This window comes from Streptomyces sp. NPDC057697 (genome assembly GCF_042799335.1).
Lineage (GTDB): Bacteria > Actinomycetota > Actinomycetes > Streptomycetales > Streptomycetaceae > Streptomyces.
Window position 1 is genome coordinate 384519 of the sequence record NZ_JBHVJA010000001.1, and the last position, 26130, is coordinate 410648.

At 72.0% G+C, this 26130-nt stretch carries 21 protein-coding genes; 9 read left to right on the forward strand and 12 right to left on the reverse strand.

All coding sequences use genetic code 11. The features are described from left to right. Positions 1–43 precede the first annotated feature (43 nt). From ACFVFH_RS01755 to coxB, 4 genes are all read right to left on the reverse strand, one after another. Complete coding sequence (locus ACFVFH_RS01755; RefSeq protein ID WP_383761929.1) at positions 44–1300, reverse strand: Ig-like domain-containing protein; 1257 nt, start codon at positions 1298–1300, stop codon at positions 44–46. Between the two features lie 118 nt (positions 1301–1418). After that, entirely contained in the window at positions 1419–1817 is a 399-nt protein-coding gene (locus ACFVFH_RS01760) for a cytochrome c oxidase subunit 4 (protein ID WP_093543804.1), read from the reverse strand. Next, a complete protein-coding gene (ctaD, locus tag ACFVFH_RS01765; protein WP_093543802.1) occupies positions 1814–3550 on the reverse strand; it encodes a cytochrome c oxidase subunit I in 1737 nt (578 codons plus the stop codon). The genes ACFVFH_RS01760 and ctaD overlap by 4 nt, the downstream gene beginning before the upstream one ends. Then, positions 3547–4509: a cytochrome c oxidase subunit II gene (coxB, locus tag ACFVFH_RS01770; RefSeq protein ID WP_383761932.1), complete on the reverse strand. Its 963-nt coding sequence runs from the start codon at positions 4507–4509 to the stop codon at positions 3547–3549. Before coxB ends, ctaD begins: the two co-directional genes overlap by 4 nt. A 270-nt stretch (positions 4510–4779) precedes the next feature. Here coxB and ACFVFH_RS01775 point away from each other — a divergent pair, with 270 nt between their 5' ends. Continuing rightward, a complete protein-coding gene (locus ACFVFH_RS01775; protein WP_383761935.1) occupies positions 4780–6162 on the forward strand; it encodes a cysteine desulfurase/sulfurtransferase TusA family protein in 1383 nt (460 codons plus the stop codon). On the opposite strand, the gene ACFVFH_RS01780 is transcribed toward ACFVFH_RS01775, so the two are convergent. Continuing rightward, entirely contained in the window at positions 6163–7137 is a 975-nt protein-coding gene (locus ACFVFH_RS01780; RefSeq protein WP_383761937.1) for a carbohydrate kinase family protein, read from the reverse strand. A gap of 158 nt (positions 7138–7295) precedes the next feature. Between ACFVFH_RS01780 and ACFVFH_RS01785 the strand changes: the two genes are divergently transcribed. Together ACFVFH_RS01785 and ACFVFH_RS01790 are read left to right on the forward strand one after the other, a co-directional pair. Continuing rightward, positions 7296–7493, forward strand: a complete 198-nt coding sequence (locus tag ACFVFH_RS01785; protein WP_383761940.1) for a hypothetical protein — start codon at positions 7296–7298, stop codon at positions 7491–7493. A 151-nt stretch (positions 7494–7644) separates the two neighbouring features. After that, the gene (locus ACFVFH_RS01790) at positions 7645–9114 is read left to right on the forward strand and encodes a hypothetical protein (RefSeq protein WP_383761942.1); all 1470 of its coding nucleotides are present in this window, start codon (positions 7645–7647) and stop codon (positions 9112–9114) included. A 117-nt stretch (positions 9115–9231) separates the two neighbouring features. Here the strand turns inward: ACFVFH_RS01790 and ACFVFH_RS01795 are convergent, their stop codons facing one another. After that, entirely contained in the window at positions 9232–9588 is a 357-nt protein-coding gene (locus ACFVFH_RS01795; RefSeq protein WP_030933606.1) for an iron-sulfur cluster assembly accessory protein, read from the reverse strand. Between the two features lie 246 nt (positions 9589–9834). On the opposite strand from ACFVFH_RS01795, the gene nadA reads away from it, so the two are divergent. From nadA to ACFVFH_RS01810, 3 genes are all read left to right on the forward strand, one after another. Next, the gene (gene nadA, locus ACFVFH_RS01800) at positions 9835–11031 is read left to right on the forward strand and encodes a quinolinate synthase NadA (protein WP_383761944.1); all 1197 of its coding nucleotides are present in this window, start codon (positions 9835–9837) and stop codon (positions 11029–11031) included. Positions 11032–11194: 163 nt separating this feature from the next. Further along, positions 11195–11545 carry a hypothetical protein gene (locus ACFVFH_RS01805; RefSeq protein WP_383761947.1) on the forward strand — a complete coding sequence of 117 codons (351 nt, stop codon included), beginning with the start codon at positions 11195–11197 and terminating at the stop codon, positions 11543–11545. Then, entirely contained in the window at positions 11535–15818 is a 4284-nt protein-coding gene (locus ACFVFH_RS01810) for a tetratricopeptide repeat protein (RefSeq protein ID WP_383761950.1), read from the forward strand. The genes ACFVFH_RS01805 and ACFVFH_RS01810 overlap by 11 nt, the downstream gene beginning before the upstream one ends. A 100-nt stretch (positions 15819–15918) precedes the next feature. Here the strand turns inward: ACFVFH_RS01810 and ACFVFH_RS01815 are convergent, their stop codons facing one another. The 5 genes from ACFVFH_RS01815 to ACFVFH_RS01835 form a co-directional block, all read right to left on the reverse strand. Continuing rightward, positions 15919–19080: an efflux RND transporter permease subunit gene (locus tag ACFVFH_RS01815; protein ID WP_383761952.1), complete on the reverse strand. Its 3162-nt coding sequence runs from the start codon at positions 19078–19080 to the stop codon at positions 15919–15921. A 164-nt stretch (positions 19081–19244) separates the two neighbouring features. Further along, the gene (locus ACFVFH_RS01820) at positions 19245–19940 is read right to left on the reverse strand and encodes a response regulator (protein ID WP_383761955.1); all 696 of its coding nucleotides are present in this window, start codon (positions 19938–19940) and stop codon (positions 19245–19247) included. Beyond that, complete coding sequence (locus ACFVFH_RS01825) at positions 19937–21196, reverse strand: sensor histidine kinase (RefSeq protein ID WP_383761958.1); 1260 nt, start codon at positions 21194–21196, stop codon at positions 19937–19939. Before ACFVFH_RS01825 ends, ACFVFH_RS01820 begins: the two co-directional genes overlap by 4 nt. A 178-nt stretch (positions 21197–21374) precedes the next feature. Beyond that, the gene (locus tag ACFVFH_RS01830) at positions 21375–21653 is read right to left on the reverse strand and encodes a hypothetical protein (RefSeq protein WP_383761961.1); all 279 of its coding nucleotides are present in this window, start codon (positions 21651–21653) and stop codon (positions 21375–21377) included. A gap of 9 nt (positions 21654–21662) precedes the next feature. Further along, the gene (locus ACFVFH_RS01835; protein WP_383761964.1) at positions 21663–22445 is read right to left on the reverse strand and encodes a PspA/IM30 family protein; all 783 of its coding nucleotides are present in this window, start codon (positions 22443–22445) and stop codon (positions 21663–21665) included. Between the two features lie 296 nt (positions 22446–22741). On the opposite strand from ACFVFH_RS01835, the gene ACFVFH_RS01840 reads away from it, so the two are divergent. From ACFVFH_RS01840 to ACFVFH_RS01850, 3 genes are all read left to right on the forward strand, one after another. Next, positions 22742–23341 (forward strand): DUF3043 domain-containing protein, encoded by a 600-nt coding sequence (locus tag ACFVFH_RS01840; protein WP_383761967.1) that lies wholly within the window; start codon positions 22742–22744, stop codon positions 23339–23341. Between the two features lie 113 nt (positions 23342–23454). Beyond that, complete coding sequence (locus ACFVFH_RS01845) at positions 23455–24189, forward strand: class I SAM-dependent methyltransferase (RefSeq protein WP_383763488.1); 735 nt, start codon at positions 23455–23457, stop codon at positions 24187–24189. A gap of 97 nt (positions 24190–24286) precedes the next feature. Next, complete coding sequence (locus ACFVFH_RS01850; protein WP_383761970.1) at positions 24287–25375, forward strand: S1C family serine protease; 1089 nt, start codon at positions 24287–24289, stop codon at positions 25373–25375. Positions 25376–25846: 471 nt separating this feature from the next. Here ACFVFH_RS01850 and ACFVFH_RS01855 read toward each other — a convergent pair whose 3' ends face one another. Continuing rightward, on the reverse strand, positions 25847–26056 hold the full coding sequence (locus ACFVFH_RS01855; protein ID WP_072483289.1) for a hypothetical protein: 210 nt from the start codon (positions 26054–26056) through the stop codon (positions 25847–25849). Positions 26057–26130: the final 74 nt, after the last annotated feature.

The window sequence follows — 26130 nt, forward strand, 5'->3', positions numbered from 1 at the left end:
CCGGAAGCGGTCCCGTCGAAGGGCGGCGCACCCCCCGGACCGGTCAGACCTCGGGGCGCAGTCGCGCCGCCTGGATCGTGTCCGTACGGTCCGGAGCGGTGTTCTTCCGCAGGGCGCTGCCCTTCAGCCACGCGGCCCAGGACAGGTTCCAGTCGCCGAAGCCGTTGTCGAACGGCGTCATCGTCTCGCCCTCGCTGCCCGTGACCGTGACGAGGTCGCCCGGCCGCACGGTGTTGTAGAACCACTCGGCCTGGCTCGTGCTCATGCCCGTACAGCCGTGGCTGACGTTCGCGTACCCCTGCGAGCCGGTGGACCAGGGGGCCGCGTGCACGTACTCGCCGCTCCAGGTGACGCGCGTCGCGTAGTAGACCGGCAGGTCGTACGAGTCCGACGAGCCCTGCGCGATGCCGATCGTCTCCCCGCGCATACGTACGTAGTACTCCTTGCCCAGCACGACCTTGACGCCGTTTCGGGTGGAGAAGCCGGGCTTGCCGGTGGTGACCGGAATGGTGTTGATCACTTTTCCGTCGCGCTTGACCGTCATCGTGTGCGACTCGGCGTCCGTGAGGGCCTCGATGCGGGCGCCCGTGGTGAGCTTCAGCGGCTTCGTGGCGGCCCCGTAGAGGCCCTCGGTGACCTTGACGCCGGCCAGGCCGCTGGTGACGTCGATGGTGGCCCTGGCGGGCCAGTAGTCCTTCGGGCGGTAGTGCAGGGTCTTGTCGTCGACCCAGTACCAGGAGCCGGTCACGGCGGGGGTCGAGTGGACCCTGAGGGCGCGCTCGACGTTGGCCCTGGAGGCCCGGTCCTTGACCGGAGCGCTGAGTTCCGCCGTGATGGGCTGTCCGACGCCGTAGGTGCCCGCCTCCGGGCCGAAGGCGACCTGCAGGAGCTTCTTGGCGGAGGTGGTCCCGAAGGCGAGCGTACGGCTGCCCGGGGCGCCGTCGTGGTTCTCGGTGCTGACCCGGACGGTGTACCGGGTGCCGGCGGCGAGCGGGAGGGTGGAGTGCCACCGCTTCCCGTCGGCGTCCAGTTCACCCGCCAGGTGGCGGCCGGTCGTGTCGACGGCCGACACGTCCGTGATCCGGCTGTCGTCGCCCTTGACCCTGACCTCCAGCGCCTGGCCGGGGCCGACCTTCTGATCGCCGTCGGACGCGTTGGCGGAGATCTGGTCCACAGCGTCGTACGGCTTCTCCGCGAGGGGGTGGTCTCCGGACCCGCCGCAGGCGGTCACACCGGCGACCAGGGTCACGACCAGCAGAGTGCAGCCCACTACGGGGCGGATGCGCGGCGTGCGGTTCATGAACCCACGTTATGGAGGTTGCCCCGTATCAGCGCGCGATGCGACTGCGAACGGGGGACCCGTACTCCTCTTGGTGGAGAAGTACGGGCCCCCCGTCAGGTGGAGCGGTGACTCGATGTCACTGGGTGCGGTTCTCACCGCGGTAGTACTCGAAGACCCAGCCGAACAGACCGATCAGGATGACCGGGGCCGAGAAGTAGAGCAGCCACCAGCCGAAGACGATGCCCAGGAAGGCCAGGGCACCGCCGATCGCCAGCGAGAGCGGCTGCCAGCTGTGCGGGGAGAAGAACCCCACCTCGCCGGCCTCGTCCGCGACGTCGGCTTCCTTGTTGTCCTGCGCCATGGCGTCGACCCGCCGGGCCGTGAAGGCCAGGTAGAAGCCGATCATGACGCTCAGCCCAAAGGCCAGGACGAGTGCGGTGGTACCGGCCGGCTCCTTCGACCACACGCCGTACGTGACGGCCATGGCGAGGATGAAGACGCTCAGCCAGATGAACATCTTGCCCTGGATCTTCACTTGCCGGCCTCCTTGCCACCAGCGAGGGCCTTGTCATCCTCGGAGTGGTGCTCCAGCTGCTCCAGCGCCGCGATCTCCGGGTGGTGCAGATCGAACGCCGGGGATTCGGAACGGATCCGCGGCAGGGTGAGGAAGTTGTGCCGCGGCGGCGGGCAGGAGGTCGCCCACTCCAGCGAGCGGCCGTAGCCCCACGGGTCGTCGACCTCGATCTTCTTGCCGTACTTGGCGGTCTTCCACACGTTGTAGAAGAACGGCAGGATCGACAGACCGAGCAGGAACGAGGAGATCGTGGAGATCGTGTTCAGCGCGGTGAAGCCGTCCGCGGCGAGGTAGTCCGCGTAACGACGCGGCATGCCCTCGGCACCCAGCCAGTGCTGCACCAGGAACGTGCCGTGGAAGCCCACGAACAGCGTCCAGAACGTGATCTTGCCGAGCCGCTCGTCCAGCATCTTCCCGGTGAACTTCGGCCACCAGAAGTGGAATCCGGAGAACATCGCGAACACCACGGTGCCGAAGATGACGTAGTGGAAGTGCGCGACGACGAAGTACGAGTCCGAGACGTGGAAGTCCATCGGGGGCGACGCCAGGATGACACCGGTCAGACCACCGAAGGTGAAGGTGATCAGGAAGCCGACGGCCCAGAGCATCGGTGTCTCGAAGGACAACGACCCCTTCCACATGGTGCCGATCCAGTTGAAGAACTTCACACCGGTCGGTACCGCGATGAGGAAGGTCATGAACGAGAAGAACGGCAGCAGCACGCCTCCCGTGACGTACATGTGGTGGGCCCACACGGTCACGGAGAGACCCGCGATGGCGATCGTCGCGCTGATCAGGCCGATGTAGCCGAACATCGGCTTCCGGCTGAACACCGGAATCACCTCGGAAATGATTCCGAAGAACGGCAAGGCGATGATGTACACCTCTGGATGGCCGAAGAACCAGAAGAGGTGTTGCCAGAGCAATGCGCCGCCATTGGCCGCGTCGAAGACATGCGCACCGAATTTACGGTCCGCCTCCAGCGCGAAGAGCGCGGCGGCCAGCACCGGGAAGGCCAGCAGGACCAGCACACCGGTCAGCAGGACGTTCCAGACGAAGATCGGCATGCGGAACATCGTCATGCCGGGGGCGCGCATGCAGATGATCGTGGTGATGAAGTTGACCGAACCGAGGATCGTGCCGAAGCCGGAGAAGGCCAGACCCATGATCCACATGTCGGCGCCGACACCCGGCGACCGGACCGCGTCCGAGAGCGGGGAGTAGGCGAACCAGCCGAAGTCCGCCGCACCCTGGGGGGTGAGGAAGCCGGCCACCGCGATGATCGAGCCGAAGAGGTAGAGCCAGTAGGCGAACATGTTCAGCCGCGGGAACGCCACGTCGGGCGCGCCGATCTGCAGCGGCATGATCCAGTTCGCGAATCCGGCGAACAGCGGCGTCGCGAACATCAGCAGCATGATCGTGCCGTGCATCGTGAACGCCTGGTTGAACTGCTCGTTCGACATGATCTGCGTGCCGGGACGGGCCAGTTCGGCGCGCATGAAGAGCGCCATCAGACCGCCGATGCAGAAGAACGCGAACGATGTGACCAGGTACATCGTGCCGATCGTCTTGTGGTCAGTGGTGGTCAGCCACTTGATGACGACGTTTCCCGGCTGCTTGCGCCGGACCGGCAGCTCGTCCTCGTACGAGTCGTCTGCTGCCGCGGCACCCTGAGGTTCGTTGAGGATGCTCACAGTTTGTTCGTCTCCGCATTCCTGGCCGGGTCAGTCTGCTCGATGCCGGCCGGCACGTAGCCCGTCTGGCCCTTCTTCGCCAGCTCCTTCAGGTGCGCCTGGTAGCGCTCTGGGGAGACGACCTTGACGTTGAAGAGCATCCGGGAGTGGTCGGCGCCGCAGAGCTCGGCGCACTTGCCCATGAAGGTGCCCTCCTGGTTGGGAGTCACCTCGAAGGCGTTGGTGTGGCCCGGAATGACGTCCTGCTTCATGAGGAACGGCACCACCCAGAAGGAGTGGATGACGTCACGCGAAGTCAGAACGAAACGGACCTTCTCGCCCTTCGGCAGCCACAGGGTCGGACCCGGGTTGCCGTTCTGCGGGTTCCGCGTTCCCGGGACACCGAAGTCGTAGACGCCTTCGGCACCCTTGGGGAAGTCCTTGCGGAACCGGTCGGGGATGGCGTCGAGCTCCTTGGGGATCTCGTTGCCCGTGGCGGTCGAGCCGTCCACGTTCTCGATGTAGTTGAAGCCCCAGCTCCACTGGTAGCCGACCACGTTGACGGTGTGGGCGGGCTTCGGGGAGAGGGTGAGGAGCTTCGTCTCATCGCGAGCGGTGAAGTAGAACAACACCGAGACGATGATCAGAGGGACCACGGTGTACAGCGCCTCGATGGGCATGTTGTACCTGGTCTGCGGAGGAACCTCGACCTTGGTGCGGCTGCGCCGGTGGAAGATGACGCTCCACAGGATCAGGCCCCAGACCAGCACGCCCGTGGCGAGCGCTGCCGCCCACGAGCCCTGCCAGAGGGAAAGGATCCGTGGTGCCTCTTCTGTTACCGGCGTGGGCATACCAAGGCGGGGGAAGTCCTTGTATGTGCAACCGGTGGCGGTCGCCAGGATCAGGCCCGCAGTCAGCACCTGCGGCAGCTTCCGCCGCATCGGGCGCCGCGACGAGCGGTCGGAGCCGTTGGGACTCACGTAGCGCCTTCCCGAGAGTCTCGCCCGCGCGGTCGGCGCGGCCGTCTTTCTGGTCGGTCGCCGCCCTGACGCGGGCAGGGGTTTGGATGTTTATGCGGACCAAACCCTACTGGACGCTATTTGGGGTCGCGCGGGGAGGGTGCCCAACGCGCCGTCCGACTCCCCGAAGGGGTGGAATACGGGCCTCCGGCCGCCATCTGACGCCCCCTCTCCTGCCCCGGTCACGGGCCCGTCCCCGGGCCCCGGCCCGGCTCGGGCTAGCGTGGCCGGGTGCCCTACTTCGACACCGCTTCCGCCGCCCCCCTGCACCCCGTCGCACGTCAGGCGCTGCTTGCCGCGCTGGACGAGGGCTGGGCCGACCCGGCCAGGCTGTACCGCGAGGGCCGCCGGGCCCGGCTGCTGCTGGACGCCGCCCGCGAGGCCGCCGCCGAGGCCGTCGGCTGCCGCCCGGACGAGCTCACATTCACTCCTTCGGGTACCCGGGCGGTGCACTCCGGAATTTCCGGAGCCCTCGCGGGACGTCGGCGTGTCGGCCGCCATCTGGTCGTCTCCTCGGTCGAACACTCCTCGGTGCTCCATTCGGCGGCCGCCCACGAGGCGGCGGGCGGAACGGTCTCCGAGGTCCCGGTCGACCGGTCGGGGGCGGTGAGCCCGGCGGCGTACGCGGAGCTGCTGCGCGCGGACACCGCGCTGGCCTGTCTCCAGTCCGCCAACCACGAGGTCGGTACCGAGCAGCCGGTGGCCGCCGTCGCCGAGCTCTGCCGGGCGGCGGGGGTGCCGCTGCTGGTGGACGCGGCGCAGTCGCTGGGCCGGGAGCCGGTGCCGGAGGGCTGGTCGCTGCTGGCGGGCAGCGCCCACAAGTGGGGCGGCCCCTCGGGTGTCGGGCTGCTGGCGGTGCGCAAGGGGGTGCGGTTCGCGGCCCAGGGCCCCGCCGACGAGCGGGAGTCGGGGCGGTCGGCGGGGTTCGAGAACATTCCGGCCGTCGTCGCCGCGGCGGCCTCGCTGCGGGCGGTGCGGGCCGAGGCCGCGGCCGAGTCCGTACGGCTGCGGGCCCTGGTGGACCGCATCAGGGCCGCGGTGCCGCAGCTGGTGCCCGATGTGGAGGTGGTCGGCGATCCGGTGCGGCGGCTGCCGCACCTGGTCACCTTCTCCTGTCTCTATGTCGACGGGGAGACCCTGCTCCACGAGCTGGACCGGGCCGGGTTCTCCGTCTCGTCCGGCTCCTCCTGCACCAGCAGCACGCTGACCCCGAGCCATGTGCTCCGGGCCATGGGGGTGCTGTCGGAGGGGAACGTGCGGGTGTCGCTGCCGAACGGCACCGCCGAGGCGGACGTCGACCGGTTCCTGGAGGTGCTGCCCCGGGTGGTGGCTGAGGTGCGGCAGCGGCTGGACGCGCCCGCTCCCCCGCCCCGGGAGACCGCTCCGGCCGCGTCCCTGGTGGTCGACGCGCTCGGGAGGCGCTGCCCGATCCCGGTGATCGAGCTCGCGAAGGTGATCGGCGAGGTGCCGGTGGGCGGGACGGTGACCGTGCTCTCCGACGACGAGGCGGCCCGGCTGGACATCCCGGCCTGGTGCGCGATGCGCGAGCAGGAGTACGTGGGTGAGGAGCCGGCGGACCGCGGCTCGGCCCATGTGGTCCGCCGGCTGTCCTGACTACCCGAGGTGGACGCGCACCTCGGTGGCGGCCTCGTGGCCGTACGCCTTGGTGAAGCGGTCCATGAAGTGGTTGCGGTGCAGGGTGTACTCCTGGGTGCCGACCGTCTCGATGACCAGGGTGGCCAGCATGCAGCCGACCTGGGCGGCGCGCTCCAGGCCGACGCCCCAGGCGAGACCGGAGAGGAAACCGGCCCGGAAGGCGTCGCCGACGCCGGTCGGGTCGGCCTTGATCTCCTCCTCGGGGCAGCCGACCTCGATCGGCTCCTGGCCCGCGCGCTCGATGCGGACGCCGCGGGCGCCGAGGGTGGTGACCCGGTGGCCGACCCTGCCCAGGATCTCCTCGTCGGTCCAGCCGGTCTTGGACTCGATGAGCCCCTTCTCGTACTCGTTGGAGAAGAGGTACGTGGCGCCGTCGAGGAGGATCCGGATCTCGTCGCCGTCCATCCGCGCGATCTGCTGCGAGAAGTCGGCGGCGAACGGGATGCCCCGGGTGCGGCACTCCTCGGTGTGGCGGAGCATCCCCTCGGGGTCGTCGGCGCCGATGGAGACCAGGTCGAGTCCGCCGACGCGGTCGGCGACGGCCTTCAGCTCGATGAGCCGGGCCTCGCTCATCGCGCCGGTGTAGAAGGAGCCGATCTGGTTGTGGTCGGAGTCCGTGGTGCAGACGAAGCGGGCGGTGTGCAGGACCTCGGAGATCCGGACCGAGCCGGTGTCGACGCCGTGGCGGTCGAGCCAGGCGCGGTACTCGTCGAAGTCGGAGCCCGCGGCGCCGACCAGGATCGGCTCGGTGCCCAGCAGGCCCATGCCGAAGCAGATGTTGGCGGCGACACCGCCCCGGCGCACGTCGAGGTTGTCGACCAGGAAGGAGAGCGAGACCGTGTGCAGCTGATCCGCGACCAGCTGGTCGGCGAAACGGCCGGGGAAGGTCATGAGGTGGTCGGTGGCGATGGAGCCGGTGACTGCGATTCGCACGGGGAGACTTCTCCTGCGGAGATCGGGGGGAACGGGTGACGGTGTTCCCGGGGCGGCATGACAGTTCACGCTACCGGTTGCCGCTGCCCGGCCCAAGGGTGGAAACTACCCGATAGTAGGGCTTTCTTCCTTCCTCCTGTGATGTCTACGGTGCCGATATGTCGAACCACATCGCCCCACGCGAGTCCGAGATCAGCCTGGCCGAGCTGCGCGGTGACTGCGCGCGGATGGCTCCTCACTGGGTGGTCCCCGCGAAGTCGGCCCCCGCTCCGGTCGCGCCGTCCCGGATCCACGGGATCACCGTGCCGGCCGCCTCCGCCCGGCTGATCGACGCCATGTCCGACTACGGCGACTGAGGGGCGCCGAAGACCGGTACGCATCGCTCCCGCGGCGCCGCTCGGGAACCGGGCGCGCCGCTGTCCCGTCCCATCGTCGTCCCCGGTCCCGGGGGCGGACGACAGGCCGGACGGCGGCACGCGACGGCCCTGCAGGCGAAGGAGCGATCCGGTGAGCACCGAACGACCCGACAACGACGTGACCGGTCCCCGGCGGCGTTCGCCGCTCGCCGTGGCCTCGGTGGCGGCAGCGGTACTGCTGGCCGGTGGCGGCGGCGCGTACTGGGCGGCGACCGCGGCCGACGGCGACGGCGGCTCCGGCAGCGCGGCCGACGGCGGGCGGCGCACCCCTCCCCCGCTGGCCCTGGACGGGCAGCCGGACGCCCCCTCGACTCCGGGTGCGCCCGCGCGGGGCATCGCGCCGGGCGAGCCCGACCCGAACGGCGGCCGGGTGGTCTACCGGGCCGCGGGCAAGCTCCCCGAGGGGCCGGGCACGGCCGCCGTGCACCGCGCACGCGGGACCGTCCAGGCCGCCGAGGTGGCCCGGCTGGCGAAGGCGCTCGGCCTCCCGGGCACGCCGCGTGCGGAGGCCACGTACTGGAAGGTGGGCTCGGACGGCGACGGTTCGGGCCCGTTCCTGCGGGTGGAGAAGCGGGCCCCGGGCACCTGGACCTTCGCCCGGTACGGCTCCGGCGGTTCGGACGACTGCGGGAAGAAGGCGAGCTGTCCGGGCGGGCGGCAGCAGTCCGGAGGCACCCCGGTGGACGAGAGCGCCGCACGGGCCGCCGCGGCCCCGGTCCTGAAGGCCGTCGGCCAGGGCGACGCCGCGCTCGACACCCGCCAGCTCATGGGCCCGGTACGGGTGGTGAACGCCGACCCCGAGGTGGGCGGCCTTCCCACCTACGGCTGGTCGACCGGGATCCAGGTGGGTCCGGACGGTGAAGTGGTCGGCGGCAGCGGGCAGTTGAAGGGCCCGGTGAAGGCCGACAGCTATCCGGTGATCGGCGCGGCCGAGGCGCTGGAGCAGCTGAACGGGACGGCGTCCCGCAAGGACGCGCGCGTGGACATCGGCGGATGCGCCGACCCCGTGCCGCTGGGCGGGGCACCGAAATCGCCGAAGGCGCACTGCGGGACGCGGACCGGGACGGAGCGGACGACGACGACCGTGACGGTCGACAAGGCGGTGTTCGGCCTGGCCTCGCAGTACGTGGCGGGCGAGCGGACGCTCGTGCCGTCCTGGCTCTTCTCGGTGCGGCCGGCCGCGGGCGGACGGGGCAGCACGGTGACACAGGTCGCCGTGGCCCCCTCGTACCTGGCGAAGGACGCGCCCTCGACGACCGCCCCCACGTCGGCGCCGACTCACCCGGGGGACGCGCGGGGGTCCCGGCAGCCGCTGTCGTACAGCACGGACGGGCGGACCCTGTCGGTGACGTTCTGGGGCGGGGCGTGCAGCACGTACACCGCGGGCGCGACCGAGGACGGGGACCGGGTGACCGTGAAGGTGACGGAGGCGAAGCAGTCCGGGAAGACGGCCTGCATCATGGTCGCCAAGGAGCTGACGCGGACGGTGACGCTCGACGCGCCGCTCGGCGACCGGACGGTGGTCGACGCGGTCTCGGGCCGTGAGGTGCCCCGCGGCTGAGCGCCGGGCCCCGGGGCCGCCGGAACGGGGCCCCGGACACATGACGACGGCGGCGGTCCCGGGATCCGGGCCGCCGCCGTTGTGCCGTTCCGGCGCGGTGCGCGCCGCCCTCAGGGCTCAGCTGAAGGAGTCGCCGCAGGCGCAGGAGCCGGTGGCGTTGGGGTTGTCGATCGTGAAGCCCTGCTTCTCGATGGTGTCGACGAAGTCGATGGAGGCGCCGCCCAGGTACGGGGCGCTCATCCGGTCGGTGACGACCTTGACGCCGTCGAAGTCCTTGACGACGTCACCGTCGAGCGAGCGCTCGTCGAAGAAGAGCTGGTAGCGCAGGCCCGAGCAGCCGCCGGGCTGGACGGCGACGCGCAGCGCCAGGTCGTCGCGGCCTTCCTGCTCCAGCAGGCCCTTGACCTTGGCTGCGGCGGCGTCGGACAGGAGGATGCCGTCGCTCACGGTGGTGGTCTCGTCCGATACGGACATCTGCTTCTCTCCCGGGTTGTACGGAGACTGCTTGCCGACGTTGCAACCGTCGGGACCGCGGATTCATTCCGGGCCGAGCGCTTGCCTGTTCCATTCATGCTCGCACACCGGTCGGCCGGGGGGATGCGTCACATCGACACTATGGCCATCGTCAAAGTGACGTGAACCGGTTATGATAGATAGCGTCAATTAGACGAAAAGGCTTCGCGGAAGCTCTTCGCAGAGGCTTCCAGCAGAGAAGAAAGGGTGCGTGACGTGACCACGGCCCACCCCGTCCAGGATCTCGACGTCCAGCCGACGCCCCTCGCCCTGCTCCTGCTCGGCCGTGAGGCCGACCCGAGGAGCGAGCGCGGCGTCGAGTGCCCCGGCGACCTGCCATCCCCGTCCGACCCGGACCTGGTGGAGCGTGCCCGTGCGGCCAAGGCGAAGCTCGGGGACAAGGTGTTCGTCCTCGGCCACCACTACCAGCGCGACGAGGTCATCCAGTTCGCCGACGTCACCGGCGACTCGTTCAAGCTCGCCCGGGACGCGGCGGCGCGGCCGGAGGCCGAGTACATCGTCTTCTGCGGTGTGCACTTCATGGCCGAGTCCGCGGACATCCTGACCGGCGAGGACCAGAAGGTCGTGCTGCCGGACCTGGCGGCCGGCTGCTCGATGGCCGACATGGCCACCGCCGAGCAGGTCGCCGAGTGCTGGGACGTGCTGACCGAGGCCGGGGTCGCCGACCGCGTCGTCCCCGTCTCGTACATGAACTCCTCCGCCGACATCAAGGCCTTCACCGGCCGGCACGGCGGCACGATCTGCACCTCGTCCAACGCGAAGCGGGCGCTGGAGTGGGCCTTCGAGCAGGGCGAGAAGATCCTCTTCCTGCCCGACCAGCACCTGGGCCGGAACACCGCGGTCCGGGACCTGGGGATGTCCCTGGAGGACTGCGTCGTCTACAACCCGCACAAGCCGAACGGCGGACTGACCGCCGAGGAGCTGCGCGACGCGAAGATGATCCTGTGGCGCGGGCACTGCTCGGTGCACGGCCGCTTCTCGGTGGAGTCCGTCGAGGACGTGCGCGCGCGCATACCCGGCGTCCAGGTGCTGGTGCACCCCGAGTGCAAGCACGAGGTCGTGGCGGCGGCGGACCACGTCGGCTCGACGGAGTACATCATCAAGGCCCTGGAGGCGGCCCCGGCCGGCTCGAAGTGGGCGATCGGCACCGAGCTGAACCTGGTGCGCCGTCTGGCGAACCGGTTCGCGGCCGAGGACAAGGAGATCGTCTTCCTCGACAAGACGGTCTGCTTCTGCTCGACGATGAACCGGATCGACCTGCCGCACCTGGTGTGGACGCTGGAGTCGCTGGCCGAGGGCAACCTGGTCAACCGGATCGAGGTCGACCCGGAGACGGAGAAGTACGCGAAGCTCGCGCTGGAGCGGATGCTGGCACTGCCGTAGCGGCGAACACGCAGGGCCCCGGGGCGCCTTCGGGCGTTTCTCCGGGGCCTTTCGCACAGGCGCGCGACGGCGGCCGATTTTCTCCGTACGCCACTCGGGACCTCCGTACCGTAATTACGCTGCTACTCACCGCAGCGCACATTTCACGGGGGTACGACTCCATATGACATCTCGCAGCCCGGTGGACGGCCCGGTGGCCGTCGTCCCGGGCATCCGTACATGCGGCCGGTCCGGCGAGGAGCCGACGCCGCTCCAGGACGCCGCCCGCTTCCACGAGGCGCTCGCGGGGGCCGGGTACGGCGCGGTCGGCGGACCGCGGGCCACGGCCCCGCTGGGCATACCGGGCCACGGCCGGGTGGCCGGGAACGCCGCGGTGCGGACGCGGGACGGCCTGGGCGGGGGCCGCTGTCCGGCGGGACCGCACCGGGTGCGGGCGGGTACGGGGAACGCGGGCCATCTCGTGATGACCGCGCTGGTGCGAGTACGGGAGAGCGGGGCGGGCGATGACGAGTGAGACGGGCACGGCGGGCGACGAGGGGCGCGAGCCGGTGGGCACGGCGCTGTGCGTGGCGGGCGAGGAGCACGCCGACGCGGGGACCCCGGCCGGGTACCAGGAGGAGGGCTGGTTCTTCACGGGCCGGAAGGAGGTGCTGGGCCGGATCGTCGCGTGGCTGGAGGCGGGCGGTCCCGGCCTCTTCCTGGTGACCGGCCCGGCGGGCTGCGGCAAGTCGGCCGTGCTGGGCCGGATCGCGGCGCTCACCGATCCCGTGCGGCGGCAGGAGGCCGAGGCGCACGGGGGCCTGCGCGAGGACGACCCGGATCCGGGCCCCCGCCCCGGCCGTTCCCTGGCCTCCGTGCACCTGCGGGGTCCGGGACCGCTCCGGGCGGCCGCGGAGCTGGCCCGGCAGCTCGGACTGCCGGAGCCCCGCAGCGTGGACGGCTTCCGGGGCGAGTTGCGCGGGCTGTCCCCGCAGCCGGTGCTGGTGCTCGACGGCCTGGACGAGGTACCGGCCGAGCACCTGCGCACCATGATCGACGAGCTGGTCCTCCCGCTGAGCCGCACCGGCCGGGTGCTGCTCGGCTCCCGCGAACAGGCGTTCCTCGGCCGCGTCGAGGAGGACGGCCGGGGCGACGAGAGCCTGCCGGACGCCCTGGCCCGGCTGATCGGGGCGGATGTCACCGCGGCGGACCTGGCGCGGGAGCCGCAGACCCGGGAGGACATCGGGGCCTGTGTGTTCCGCCGGTGCGCGGCGGCCGGTGTTCCGCCGGAGCGGGCGCGGGAGGCGGCCGACGCGGTGGCCGCGCGGGCCGTGGCGATGGACGGCGGGTTCCTGTTCGCGCGGCTGGTGACGGGCTCGCTGCTCGCGGGGGCGGGCGGCTCCCCCGGCGAGCGGTGGGCGGCCCGGCTGCCGGATTCCGTCGAGGCCGCGTTCGAGGAGGACCTGCGGGCGGGGCCGGTACGCGTCCGGGCGGACGGCACCGAACTGCCGTCCGCCGCGCGGGACCTGCTCACCGCCCTGGCGTGGTCGGCCGGGCGCGGCATGCCCGCCGGGGGCGTCTGGGAGGAGGTCGCGGGGGCGCTGGGCGGCCGCGACGTGCCGTACGACGGGAGCGACGTGGACTGGCTGCTGTCCGCGTACGGCCGCCACGTCGTCGAGGACGCGGAGGACGGACGGGCGGTGTACCGGCTGTGCCACCGCGCGTTCGCGTCCTGTCTCGCGGGGCCGGACCGCGCCGGGGCCGGTGAGACGGTGGTGGCCGCGCTCGTCGCGCACGCCGAGCGGAGGATGGCGGACGGCGGCTGGGGCGCGGTCGACCGGTACGTGGCGCGGGGGCTGGCCTCGCACGCGGCGCGGGCGGGTGCGCCGGGGATCGGGATGCTGCGGGGGCTGGCGGGTCGGGTCGGGGAGGCCGCGGCACCGGTGCTGGCCCAGGCGTTGCGGTACTCCTCCGAGCGGCTGGGGGCGGAGGGCGATCCGGACGGTGCGCCGGCGCACGCGCGGGAGGCCCTCGCCCTGTACCGGGAGCTGGAGCACGCCGCTCCGGGGTCCCGCACGGCGGCGCTGGTCCGCTCGCTCGTCGACGTCGCCGAGCGGTACGCCGCCCTCGGCGACCGCGCAGCGGCGGCGGCTCCGGCGCGCGAAGCGGCGGCGCTCGGACGGGACCTCGCCGAAGCGGGCGCAGACGGGTCCCTCTCCGGTCCGGCGCTCGACCTCGGGGCTCTCGGCGCGCGCCTGCACGCCCTCGGCGACCACGAAGGAGCGCTCGCACTCACCGGGGCGGCCGTCGCCCTCCACCGGCAGTCGGCCGCGCGGGCTCCGGCGGCGTTCCGCCCCGGTCTCGCCGCCGCGCTGAACGGCCTGGCGGCGGCTCACGCGGCGGCCGGGGACCACCGGGCCTCCGTACCGCCCGCGCGGGAGGCCGTGGAGATCCGCACGGAGCTGGCCGGGTCGCACCCCGACGAGTTCCTGGGCGGTCTCGCCGCCTCCCTCACCCTGCTGGCCGACGGCCTCGGGGCCACGGGGAGCCATGCGGAAGCCCTCGCTCACGCGGAGCGGGCGGTCCAGGCTGGCCGGAGAGCGGCCGAGCGTCACCCGGCGGTGCGGCGGCCCGCCCTGGCGGCCTCTCTGGCCGGTCTCTCCGTGCACCGCGAGCACGCCGGTGATCTCACGGGGAGCCTCGCGCCCGCGCGGGAGGCCGTGGAGATCTGCCGGGATCTCGTCGCGGCTCGTCCGGACGCCTTCCAGGGGCAGTTGGCGGGCGCCCTGCAGAACCTGGCGGACCGGATCTCCGCCACCGGGGACCGCGAGGGCGCGCTCGCCCCGGCGCGGGAGGCGGCGCGCCTGTACGCCGGGCTCGCCATCCAGCACCAGGACGTCTTCCGGCCGGACCTCGCCCGGTCGCTGAGTTCCCTGGCCGACAAGACGGCCGCGTCGGGAGACCGGGCGTCGGCGGTGCTGTTCGCGCGGGAGGCCGTGCGCATCCAGCGCGAACTGACCGCGGAACGGCCGACGGAGTCCCTCCCCGGCCTGGCCTCGATGCTCAGCGGCCTCGCGGGCCACCGGATCCGCGAGGGCGAGCCGGGGCCCGCTCTGCCCCACGCCGAGGAGGCGACCGAGATCTACCGGCGCCTGGCCGCCGACGCCCCGGACACCTTCCTCCCGGAGTTCGCGACGGCCCTCGACCGTCTCGGCAACCACCGCGCGTCCCTGGGCGACATCTCCGGGGCGCTGGCCTCGGGCCGGGAAGCCGTCTCCGTCCGCCGCGTGCTCGCCGCCCGGCAGCCGGCCGTCTTCCGGCAGGACCTGGCCACGGCGCTCACCCATCTGGCCGCCCATCTGGACGAGGCGGGGGACCCGGCGGCGGGGGCGCGGGCGGCGGAGGAAGCCGTCGCGCTCCATCGTGAGGCCGCCGGGGAGGGGCCCGGCTCCCGCGCCGCTCTCGCGAGCTCGCTCGGCACCCTGGCCCAGAACCTCGCCGACGCGGGCAGCCGGAAGGAGGCCCTGGGCCCGTCCCGGGAGGGCGTCCGTCTGCTGCGCGGGCTCGCCGGTGAACCGGACGGCGCCTTCCTCCCGCAGCTGGCTCGGGCCCTCCACGGCCTCGCCGGGCACCTCGGGCTGGACGACGACGAAGAAGCCGTACGGGTGGGGAGGGAGGCGGTCGCCGCCTACCGGGCCCTGGCGCTGGAGAGCCCCGGCGACTTCGAGAACGCCCTGGTCTCCGCTCTCACCGAGCTGACCCGGGCGCTCGTCCGCACCGGTGACCGCGCGTCGGCGGTCCGGGAATTCGACGAGGCCGTGGCGGAGTTCGCCCCCGTCCACGCCCCGACCGCCCGGCGTCTCGGCGTCGAGCGGAGCGTCTTCCTGCTCGGCTCCCCCGGCCCCCGGGCCCTGACCGGTCTACGGGCGCTGGTGGCCTTCCTCGACGAGGACTCCGACCCGGACGACGGCGTGGACGCGGTGACCGTACGGGCCCGGCGGGCGCTGCGCGCCCACGGCGACGCCGAAACCGTACGCACCGTGTGGGAGGAGGAGACCTTCACCTCCGCGCCCGCCTGGCTCACCCTGTCGCCTCGGACGCTGGACCTCGTCGGTTCCTGGATGTTCGCGCCCGACTGGCCCCGGTCACGCGATGCCTGGTCACAGAACGCCGATGTGCTCGGCAGCGAGGAGGCGGCGACGGCCCTCGAAGAGCTGGCGTTCCTGGACCCCCGCACCGCGCAGCGGCACGCCGCACTCCGTAGGGCCGTCCTCGCCCACGGGGTGACCGCCGCGTACGACCCGCTGATCCTCGCGGAGCAGTTGGCGGAGTGGGTGGAGTGCGCCGACTGGGCGGAGTCGCGGGCCTTCCTCCAGGAGCACCCCCGTCTGCTCACCACCGAGCCGTCCCCGTCCACCCCGCTGGCGCACGTCGCCGTTCTCGAAGTCGGCCGTACCGAGGGGCTGGACGCCGCCTACCGGCTCGTCGAGGACCGCGACGCCCTCCAGGTCTATGTGGAAAGGGCGCTGGCGGCCGGGGACAGCAATGCGCTGATGCACGCGGCGGCGGTCGAGGGGGAGGTCTTCGACGACAAGCTGTCCTCCCTCACCCACGCCCAGGCGGGCATGGTCCTCGCCGGGGCCGTCGACGACGTCGAGCCGGAGGATCTGGCCACGCTCCTTCCCCGCGCACCCGAGCTGATCCGGGCCCGGCTGCTGAGGGAGATCCTCGCGCTCAGCGGGCGGTACGCCCATCCGCACGGTGAGACATGGCTCCGGATCGTCCGGGTGCTCGGCGGGACCGCCTGACGCCCCCGCTCCGCCGGCCGGCCGCGAGGGGGCCGCGGAGAAATGGAGCGGGCCCCGGGCCACGCGGATGCGTGGCACGGGGCCCGTTCGTCGTGCGGGGTCAGGCCTGGGCGGGCTCGGTCTCCCGGGCCTCGGAGGCGTTCTCCCGCGGCTCCGCGGGGACGGGCAGGCCCGCCTTCTTCGCCCGCTTGACCGCCTTCTTCTTCGCGCGGCGTTCCTTGCGGAGCTCCACCATCGCGTAGAGCGTCGGCACCAGGAGCAGCGTGAGCAGCGTCGAGGTGACCAGGCCGCCGATCACGACGACGGCGAGCGGCTGCGAGATGAAGCCGCCCTCGCCGGTGACGCCGAGCGCCATCGGGAGCAGGGCGAAGATCGTCGCGAGCGCGGTCATCAGGATCGGGCGGAGCCGGTGACGGCCGCCCTCGACGACCGCTTCGACGACGCCCATGCCCTGCCTGCGGTACTGGTTGATCAGGTCGATCAGCACGATCGCGTTGGTCACCACGATGCCGATCAGCATCAGCATGCCGATCATCGCCGCGATGCCCATCGGGGTGCCGGTGACGACGAGCAGGCCGATGGCGCCGGTCGCCGCGAACGGGATGGAGACCAGCAGGATCAGCGGCTGGACGAGCGACCGGAAGGTGGCGACCAGCAGCATGAAGACGATCGAGATCGCCGCCAGCATGGCCAGGGCCAGCTTCGTGAACGCGTCGGCCTGGTCCTCGGTGACGCCGCCGATGGTGGCGGTGGCGCCGTCCGGGAGCTTCAGGTCGTCGATCGCCTTCTGGAGGTCGGTGCCGACCGCTCCGGTGTCGTCGCCGAGGGGCTTGGCGGTGATCGTCGCGGCGCGCTGTCCGTCGATCCGGGTCATCGAGACCGGGCCGGGGACCAGCTCGACGTCGGCGATCTGACCGAGCTCGACGGGGCCGAGGGAGAGGCGCTTCAGCTCCGCCATGGTGGTGGCGGGGTGGGCGGACCTGATGACGACGTCCCGCTCGGTGTCGTCCATGATCGCCTTGCCGGACGGGGTGCCGCGCACCGCTCCGGCGACGGCCGCGCCGAGGGTGGCCTGGTCGATGCCGGCCTCCGCGGCCTTGGGCGTGGCCTTGACCGAGATCCGCGGGACGCTCTGCGCGAGGTCGCTCTGGACGTCGGAGACGTTCTTGAGCTTGGCCACCTCGGCGCGGACCTTCTCGGACGCCTTCCTGAGCACGTCCGCGTCGGCGGCCTTGACCACGACGCTCAGGTCCTGGCTGCCGAAGCCGTCGCCCCCGGAGAGGGTGGTGTCACCGATGCCGTCGAGCTTGCCCAGGGCCTCCTTGATGCGCTTCTGGGCGGCGTCGTAGTCGCCGGAGTCCTTCAGGGTGACCTGGTAGGAGGCCTGGTTGGCGCCGGTGCCGCCGCCGAAGGCCGCCATGAAGCCGGAGGAGCCGACGGTGACCTGGTAGTCCTTGACGCCCTTGTCGTCGGAGAGGACCTTCTCGACCTTCTTGGCCGCCTCGTCGGCGGCCGCCAGGCTGGTGCCCGGGGTCAGCTCCTGCTTGATGGAGAGGACTTCCTGCTCGCCCTGGTCGAAGAAGGTGGTCTTCAGCAGCGGGGCCATGCCGAAGGTGCCGAGGAGCACGACGACGGCGATGACGACACTGGTGACGCGACGCCGGGTGGCGAAGCGCAGCACCGGGATGTAGAGCCGCTGGAGCCTGCTGCGGGCCTCCTTCTCCTCGGCCTTGCGCCGGGCCTCGTCCGGGTTCTCCACGGCACCCTGGGGGGCGCGCAGGAACCAGTACGAGAGCACGGGGACCACGGTCAGCGAGACCAGCAGGGAGGCCAGCAGGGCCGCGGTGACGGTCAGGGAGAAGGAGCCGAAGAGCTCGCCGACCATGCCGCCGACGAGACCGATGGGCAGGAAGACGGCGACCGTGGTGAGGGTGGAGGAGGTGACCGCGCCGGCCACTTCCTTCACCGCGGTGATGATCGCCGACTGGCGCTCCTCGCCGTAGCCGAGGTGCCGCTTGATGTTCTCCAGGACGACGATCGAGTCGTCGACGACGCGTCCGATCGCGATGGTCAGCGCGCCCAGCGTCAGCATGTTGAGCGAGAGGTCGCGGGTCCAGAGCACGATCAGGGCGAGGACCACGGAGAGCGGGATGGAGACCGCGGTGACCAGGGTCGAGCGCAGCGACGCGAGGAAGACCAGGATCACGACGACGGCGAAGAGCAGACCGAGCGCGCCCTCGGTGGTCAGACCGGAGATCGCCTTGGAGACGGCGGGCCCCTGGTCCGAGACGACGGTCAGCTCGGCTCCGGCGCCGAGGTCCTTGCGGAGGTCGGGGAGCTTCTTCTTGACCGCGTCCGAGATGGCGACGGCGCTGCCGTCCTTGTCCATCGTGGCCATCACGGCGAGGCTGGGCCTGCCGTTGGTACGGGTGATGGAGACCGCGGTGGACGGCTCCTGCTTCACCTCGGCGACGTCACCGACGCGGACCGGCTTGCCGGACGCGCCCGTCGCGGGGTCCTTGGCGGCGACCCTCAGGTCCTCGATCTGCTTCAGGGAGGTGAAGGCTCCGCCGACCTGGACGGTGCGGCTCTTTCCCGATTCGGAGAAGGAGCCGGCGGGGACCGTGGCGCCGCCCGCCTGGAGCGCCTGGGAGAGCGTCATGGCGTTCAGCCCGGCGGCGGCGAGCTTCTTGTCGTCGGGGGTGACGGAGACCTGGAGGTCCCGCACACCGTCGACCGAGACCTGGCCGACGCCGCTGATGTCCTCCAGGGCGGGGACGACCGTGCGGTCCAGCTGGTCGGCGAGCGCCTGCTGGTCCTTGTCGGAGGTGACGGCGAGGACGACGGCCGGGAGGTCGTCCGTCGAACCGGCGATGACCTGCGGGTCGACGTCGTCGGGAAGCTGGGCGCGGGCTCGGTTCACCGCCTGCTGGATGTCGGCGACGAGCTGCTTGGTGCCCTCGCTGCCGAAGTCGAAGGACGCCATGACGACGGCGCTGCCCTCGCTGGCGGTCGAGGTGATGCCGGTGACTCCGTCGACGGCCTTGACGGAGTTCTCCAGCGGCTCGACGACCTGCTTCTCGACCACATCGGGGGACGCGCCCTGGTAAGGGGCGATGACCGACACCATCGGGAGTTCGATGGTGGGCAGCAGCTGCTGCTTGAGCTGCGGTATCGCGATCGCTCCGAACACGAGCGCGACGATCGAGATCAGTCCGATCAGGGCCCGTTGCGCGAGGCTGAATCTGGACAGCCAGGACATGGGTGGGTCTCTCTTCTGTGGCGTACGCGGCAGGTGGGCGGGCGGCTGGGGGACAGACCCGGCCCAGTAACACGATGTCCTACGGGCGGGGGCGGGGGCGTCGGTCCCAGGTCGCTTCCTCGAGGCCCGCATACCGCAGGTGGAGTACGCCGTTTCTCCACCCGTCACTCCACCCTGGGGCGCACCAGGCCGGATTCGTAGGCAATTACCACCAATTGGGCCCGGTCCCTGGCGCCGAGCTTCGCCATCGCCCTGTTCACATGGGTCTTGACGGTGAGCGGGCTGACCACGAGCCGCTCCGCGATCTCGTCGTTGGAGAGGCCGCCGGCGACCAGGACGAGTACCTCCCGCTCCCGGCCGGTGAGCGCGGCGAGCCGCTCGGAGTAGTCGGCCGCGCCCGGCCCGTCCCCGTCCGAACTGCCGCCCTGCGCGAGGAAGGTGGCGATCAGGCCCTTGGTCGCGGCCGGTGAGAGCAGCGCCTCGCCGCCCGCGGCGACCCGGATGGCATTGAGCAGCTCCTCCGGCTCCGCGCCCTTGCCGAGGAAGCCGGACGCCCCCGCCCGCAGCGACTGCACCACGTACTCGTCCACCTCGAAGGTGGTGAGCATGACGACGCGTACGCCGGAGAGTCCGGGGTCGGCGCTGATCATGCGGGTCGCGGCGAGTCCGTCCGTACCGGGCATCCGGATGTCCATCAGCACCACGTCGGCGCGGGTCGAGCGGGCGAGGGCCACGGCCTGCGCGCCGTCCGCCGCCTCGCCGACCACCTCCATGTCGGCCTCCGAGTCGACCAGCACCCGGAACGCGCTGCGCAGCAGGGCCTGGTCGTCGACGAGCAGCACCTTGATCGGCGGCGTCATGCGTTCTCCCCCGTCCGGCCCGCCGCGCCCGGCTCCCCGGGCTCCACGGTGCGGGCCTCGACGGGCAGGATCGCATGGACCCGGAATCCGCCGCCGTAGCGGGGCCCGGCGGTGAGGGTGCCGCCGAGCGCGGTGACGCGTTCCCGCATCCCGAGCAGCCCGTGGCCGCCGCCGTCGCCGCCGTCGCCACCGGAGCCGGAGCCGTTGTCGATCACGGTGATCTCGGCCGTTCCCCCGACCCGTACGACGCTCACCTCGGCCTTCGCCCCGGGTCCGGCGTGTTTGCGGACGTTGGTCAGCGCCTCCTGTATGACCCGGTACGCGGCGAGGTCGGCGGCCGCGGGCAGCGGGGGCCGCCGGTCGGCGCAGACCACCTCGACGGGGAGCCCGGCCCGGCGGACCGTCTCGACCAGCCCGTCGAGCACGGCGAGCCCCGGGGCGGGTTCGGTCGGCGCCTCCGGGTCGCCGGACTGGCGCAGCAGCCCGACGGTGGCCCGCAGTTCGTCGAGCGCGGAGCGGCTGGCCTCCCGGACGTGGGCCAGCGCCTCCTTGGCCTGGTCGGGGCGCCGGTCCATGACGTGCGCGGCCACCCCGGCCTGGACGTTGACCAGGGCGATGTGGTGGGCGACGACGTCGTGGAGGTCACGGGCGATCCGCAGCCGTTCCTCGGCGACCCGCCGCCGGGCCTCCGCGTCGCGGCTGCGCTCGGCCCGCTCGGCCCGCTCCCTGATCGCGTCGATGAAGGCGCGCCTGGAGCGGACGGCGTCCCCCGCGGCGCCCGCCATGCCGGTCCAGGCGAAGACCCCGAAGTTCTCCTGGCTGTACCAGGGCGCGTGGCCGAAGAGCATCGCCGCCGCCGTCAGCACCGCCATCGTCAGCAGGCCGACCCGCCAGGTGGTGGGCCGGTCGGTGCGGGCGGCGACGGTGTACAGCGCGATGACGGTGCTCACGACCACGGAGGTGGGCGGGTCGGACCGGACCAGCTGGACGACGGTCAGCCCGGCGGTGACCGAGAGCACGGCCAGGGGGCGGCGGCGCCGCCAGATGAGCGCCACGGCCGCGCACACCATCAGCAGCAGGCTGCTCACCGAGGGCGTGCGGCCGGCGAAGGCGAGCCCCTCCCCCGCGACCGGGTGGGTGAACGATCCGGCGATCATGGCCACCAGTACGGCCAGGGCCAGCGCGGCGTCCAGTGCGAGGGGGTGGGCGCGCGGCCAGTGCCGGACGCGCAGGACGCCGGTTCCGAGGGTGGTCACGTCGAGCTACGTTACGACGTGCCGTCAAGGTGCGTCACGGCGTGTCGCGGAAGGCGGACGGGCCCCGCGAGGAGCGCGCGCGACGGCGTCCGGGACCGTGCGGACACGTCCGTGCCCCGGGTCCGGCGGACCGGACCCGGGGCACGGACGTGTGCGGGTGCTGGAGGAAGGACCGGCGTCAGCCGGGGATGAGACCGTCGTCGCGGAGCATGGCGCGTACCTCTTCGAGGGTCGCGTCGGGCGCCGGGAGGATCAGCTCGGACGGCTCCAGGGAGTCGTCCGGCACGGCTGTGCCGAGCTCGCGCACCCTGGCCAGGAGCGCGTGGAGAGTGGCCCGGAATCCGGGTCCGTCACCGCTCTCCATCTCGGCGAGCAGTTCGTCGTCGAGCCCGTCGAGCTCGGCGAGATGACTGTCGGCCAGTGCGACCTGGCCCTCCCCCATGATCCGTACGATCATGACGCCGCCTCAACTCTTGTCGAACCTGTGCGGGGACTGCGAGGACTGCTGCTGGGCGGAGTCCTGCGGGCCGCCCTCGATCGCCTGCTGCTGGGTGGAGCCGCCGGCCAGCTCGGCCTTCATGCGCTGGAGCTCCAGCTCCACGTCCGTACCGCCGGAGATCCGGTCCAGCTCGGCGGCGATGTCGTCCTTCGCCGTGCCGGTCGGGTCGTCCAGGGCGCCGGAGGCGAGCAGCTCGTCGATGGCACCGGCCCGTGCCTGGAGCTGCTGGGTCTTGTCCTCGGCCCGCTGGATGGCCAGGCCGACGTCGCCCATCTCCTCGGAGATCCCGGAGAAGGCCTCGCCGATCCGGGTCTGCGCCTGGGCGGCGGTGTAGGTGGCCTTGATGGTCTCCTTCTTCGTACGGAAGGCATCGACCTTGGCCTGCAGCCGCTGCGCCGCGAGGGTGAGCTTCTCCTCCTCGCCCTGCAGCGTGGTGTGCTGCGTCTCCAGGTCGGTGACCTGCTGCTGGAGCGCGGCACGCCGGGACAGCGCCTCGCGGGCCAGGTCCTCGCGGCCGAGCGCGAGCGCCTTGCGGCCCTGGTCCTCCAGCTTGGACGACTGCCCCTGCAGCTGGTTCAGCTGCAGCTCCAGCCGCTTGCGCGAGGTCGCCACATCGGCGACGCCGCGGCGCACCTTCTGAAGCAGTTCGAGCTGCTTCTGGTACGAGTAATCGAGGGTCTCGCGCGGATCCTCGGCCCGGTCAAGGGCCTTGTTTGCCTTCGCGCGGAAGATCATCCCCATACGCTTCATGACACCGCTCATGGGCTTCGCGCGCCCCCTTCTGACGGACTGAGCTCCAGCACTCCAACAGAACCCACATTACGGGCCCTGCCTCTATTACCGCACTGTTCGAGCACGGATGTGCTCCTCCCCAAGGACGACTGCGCCGGGCCACCACTCCGGCCCAGGGAGTAGGCGGAGGCCGGGGAACCCGGTTCCCTCGTCCGTACCGGACACCCCGGTACACCTGCCAGGACGCGGGCCGTTGCCGGATCGTTCCCGACCGGCCTGGGGCCGGGGCGATCGACCCCGTACCCTTGGGCCTTGTGTTCCGTAGCCGTTCGAAGGAAGAGAAGGCGCCCACCGGCAAGGTGACGGCGGACCTCTCCAAGCAGCCCCGCGACCCGCAGGCCCCCAAAGGTCGCCCCACCCCCAAGCGCAGCGATGCCCAGTCGCAGCGCCGTCGTGCTTCCAGTGGCGCGCCGCTCGACCGCAAGGAGGCCATGAAGCGGCAGCGCGAAGCGCGCCGTGTGGACATGGCCAAGCAGCGCGAGGCGCTCGCCAGTGGCGACGAGCGCTATCTACCGGCTCGCGACAAGGGCCCGGTGCGGCGCTTCGTCCGCGACTACGTGGACTCGCGCTTCTGCATCGCGGAGTTCTTCCTGCCGCTGGCCGTGATCATCCTGATCCTCAGCGTGATCCAGGTGCAGAACATCCAGAACATCTCGCTGCTGCTCTGGCTCGTCGTGATCGTGCTGATCGTCGTCGACTCGATCGGGCTCTCGTTCCGCCTGAAGAAGCAGCTCAACGCGCGCTTCCCCGATACGCCCAAGCGCGGCGCGGTCGCCTACGGCCTGATGCGCACGCTTCAGATGCGTCGCCTCCGGCTGCCGAAGCCGCAGGTCAAGCGTGGAGAGCGACCCTGAGTACGCACATCTCCGGCCCGGCCGGCGGTCCGTCCGCCGGCAGGCCGGCTGATGCCGTGCCCGTCGCCGGGTTCTCCGGCGCCTCCTCGGCGTGGCTGAAGGGGCTGGGCGGGCTGCGCAACACCGTCCGCCAGGAGCTGGTGGCCCGGCAGCTCGACGAGCAGATAGCGGCCCGCTTCCCGGTCGGCCAGCGGCTGCGCGTCCTCGACGTGGGCATGGGCCAGGGCACCCAGGCGCTGCGCCTGGCGCGGGCCGGTCACACGGTGACGGGTCTGGAGTCGGACGCCGAGATGCTGCGGGTGGCCAAGGAGGCGCTCGGCGGTGAACCGGCGGGGATCCGCGAGCGGGTCCGGCTGATCGAGGGCAACGGCCTGGACACCGGGGTGCACTTCCTGCCGGGCAGTTTCGACGTGGTGCTCTGTCACGGCGTGCTGATGTATGTCCGGGAGCCGGACGCGATGCTGGCGGGCCTGGCGAGGATGCTGGCCCCGGGCGGACTGCTCTCGCTGCTCGTGCGGAACGCGGACGCGCTGGCGATGCGCCCGGGGACCGCCGGGGACTGGAGCGCGGCGCTGGCCGCCTTCGACACGGACACGTACACCAACCGGCTGGGCCTCACCGTGCGGGCCGACCGGCTGGAGGCCCTGACCGCCACGCTCGCCGGGATCGCGGCCCCCCTGCACGCCTGGTACGGGGTGCGCGTCTTCACGGACAACGTGAGCAACGACGTGGAGCTGCCGGCCGCCGCCGAACTGGAACAGGTGCTGGCCGCGGAGGACCGGGCCGGGCGGACCGATCCGTACCGCCGGGTGGCCGCGCTGCTGCATCTGTGCGGAGTACGGGGCTGAGCGGACGCGGGAGCGGGTCGCCGGGGCTGTCGGGCTCCACGCCCCGCCCGGCGGAGCCCGACAGGCCGAATACATGGCCAAAAGCAATAATCCGGACATGGACGCATCCCATTCGCGCGGCCTCGCCCGTCGGCTGCTGCCCCTGACCGCAGGTGTCTGTGTGCTCGCCCTGGCGAGCGGCTGCTCGGACGGGGCCTCCGATTCGTCGGGGTCCGGTCCCAGCAGGACGGACTCCTCCTCCCCCGCACCGTCCGTCCCGGCCGCCGGTGACCTGCAGAGCGACTACCAGGCCGTGATCAAGAACGTGCTGCCGTCGGTGGTGCAGATCGAGGCCGCCGCGGGTCTGGGCTCCGGAATCGTCTACGACACCAAGGGCCACATCGTCACCAACGCCCATGTGGTCGGCAGCGGGAAGACCTTCAAGGTCACCAGCGCCACCGGCGAGAAGGTGCAGGCCGCCACGCTGGTGGCCTCCTACCCGGAGCAGGATCTGGCCGTCATCAAGCTCGACCGCGTGCCGGAGGGGCTGAGGCCCGCGAAGTTCGGCGACTCGGAGAAGGTCGAGGTGGGGCAGATCGTGCTGGCGATGGGCTCGCCGCTCGGGCTGTCCTCCAGCGTCACCCAGGGCATCGTCTCGGCGCTCGGCCGGACCGTCAGCGAGAGCAGCGCGGGCGGCGGCACCGGCGCGACGATCGCGAACATGGTGCAGACCTCGGCCGCGATCAACCCGGGCAACAGCGGGGGCGCGCTGGTCAACCTGGACAGCGAGGTCATCGGCATCCCGACCCTGGCGGCGACCGACCCGGAGCTGGGCGGCAGCGCGGCGCCGGGCATCGGGTTCGCGATCCCGGTCTCGATGGTGAAGACGGTCGCCGACCAGATCATCAAGAGCGGCAAGGTCACCGACTCGGGCCGGGCGGCCCTGAACATCAGCGGACGCACGGTCGTCGACGACGAATACCAGCCGGCCGGGGTCGCGCTGGTCAGCGTCGCCAGGGACGGCGCGGCGGACAAGGCCGGGCTACGGGTCGGCGACATCATCGTCAGGATCGACGACTCGCCGGTCACGACGATCACCTCGCTGTCGGAGGCACTGGCCTCGGACAAGCCCGGCCAGAAGGTCACGGTGACCTATGTGCGCAGCGGGGCGGAGAAGACGGCGAAGGTCACCCTGGGGGAGATCTAGGGCCTGCCCGCCCAGGGCCTGCCCGCCCAGGGCCTGTCTTCGAAAGCGCCGTCGTCCGGCCGGAGGCCGGGCCGCGCGGAGGCCGGTGCGTGCGGGTGTCCCGTGCGTGCCGGTGTCCGGTGCGTGCGACCGCGAGGCCCAGGGCCCTCCTCGGACCGGACGTACGGGACGACCCCGACCACGCGACGAGCGTGCGTGCCGGGCATCGCACGGCAGGCGGCACTTCGAGGGCAGGTTCCGGGGCGCGCGTCGGAAGTGGCGTCGTCCGCCGCAGGGCGGGCCCGGCGGGCCGGGCGCGGTCCCGGCGACGCGGCGAGCGTGCGTGCCGGGGCCCGCCGGGCGGCCGGGACTCCCGGCCCGTGCCGCGCGGTGCTCGGGGAACGGCCGGGCGGGGCGCGTCGGCGGCCCGCGTGCGGGGCGCCGTACCGCAGGCGGGGCGCCGTACCGGCGGCCCCGCTCGCGGGGGGCGGGTCAGCCCTGGTCGGCCTGGAGGCTCATCGGGCCGTAGATCTTCGTCGAGTCGTCGAAGAGCGTCACCTGGTCCGCCCCGCCGTCGAGAAGTTCCTTCCAGTACTCCCCGATCCACGACTCCGCGTCACCCTGGGTGGTGAACTCCTCCGGCTGCAGAGCCGGTTCCGTCTCCGTACCGTCGGACTTCTCGAACCGCCACGTCCACGCCATGTCCGCCTCCTGGGTCGCTTTGCTGCCCCGAGCCTAGTGCCTGGACCCGGCGCGGGGACCCGGTCCGGACGCCC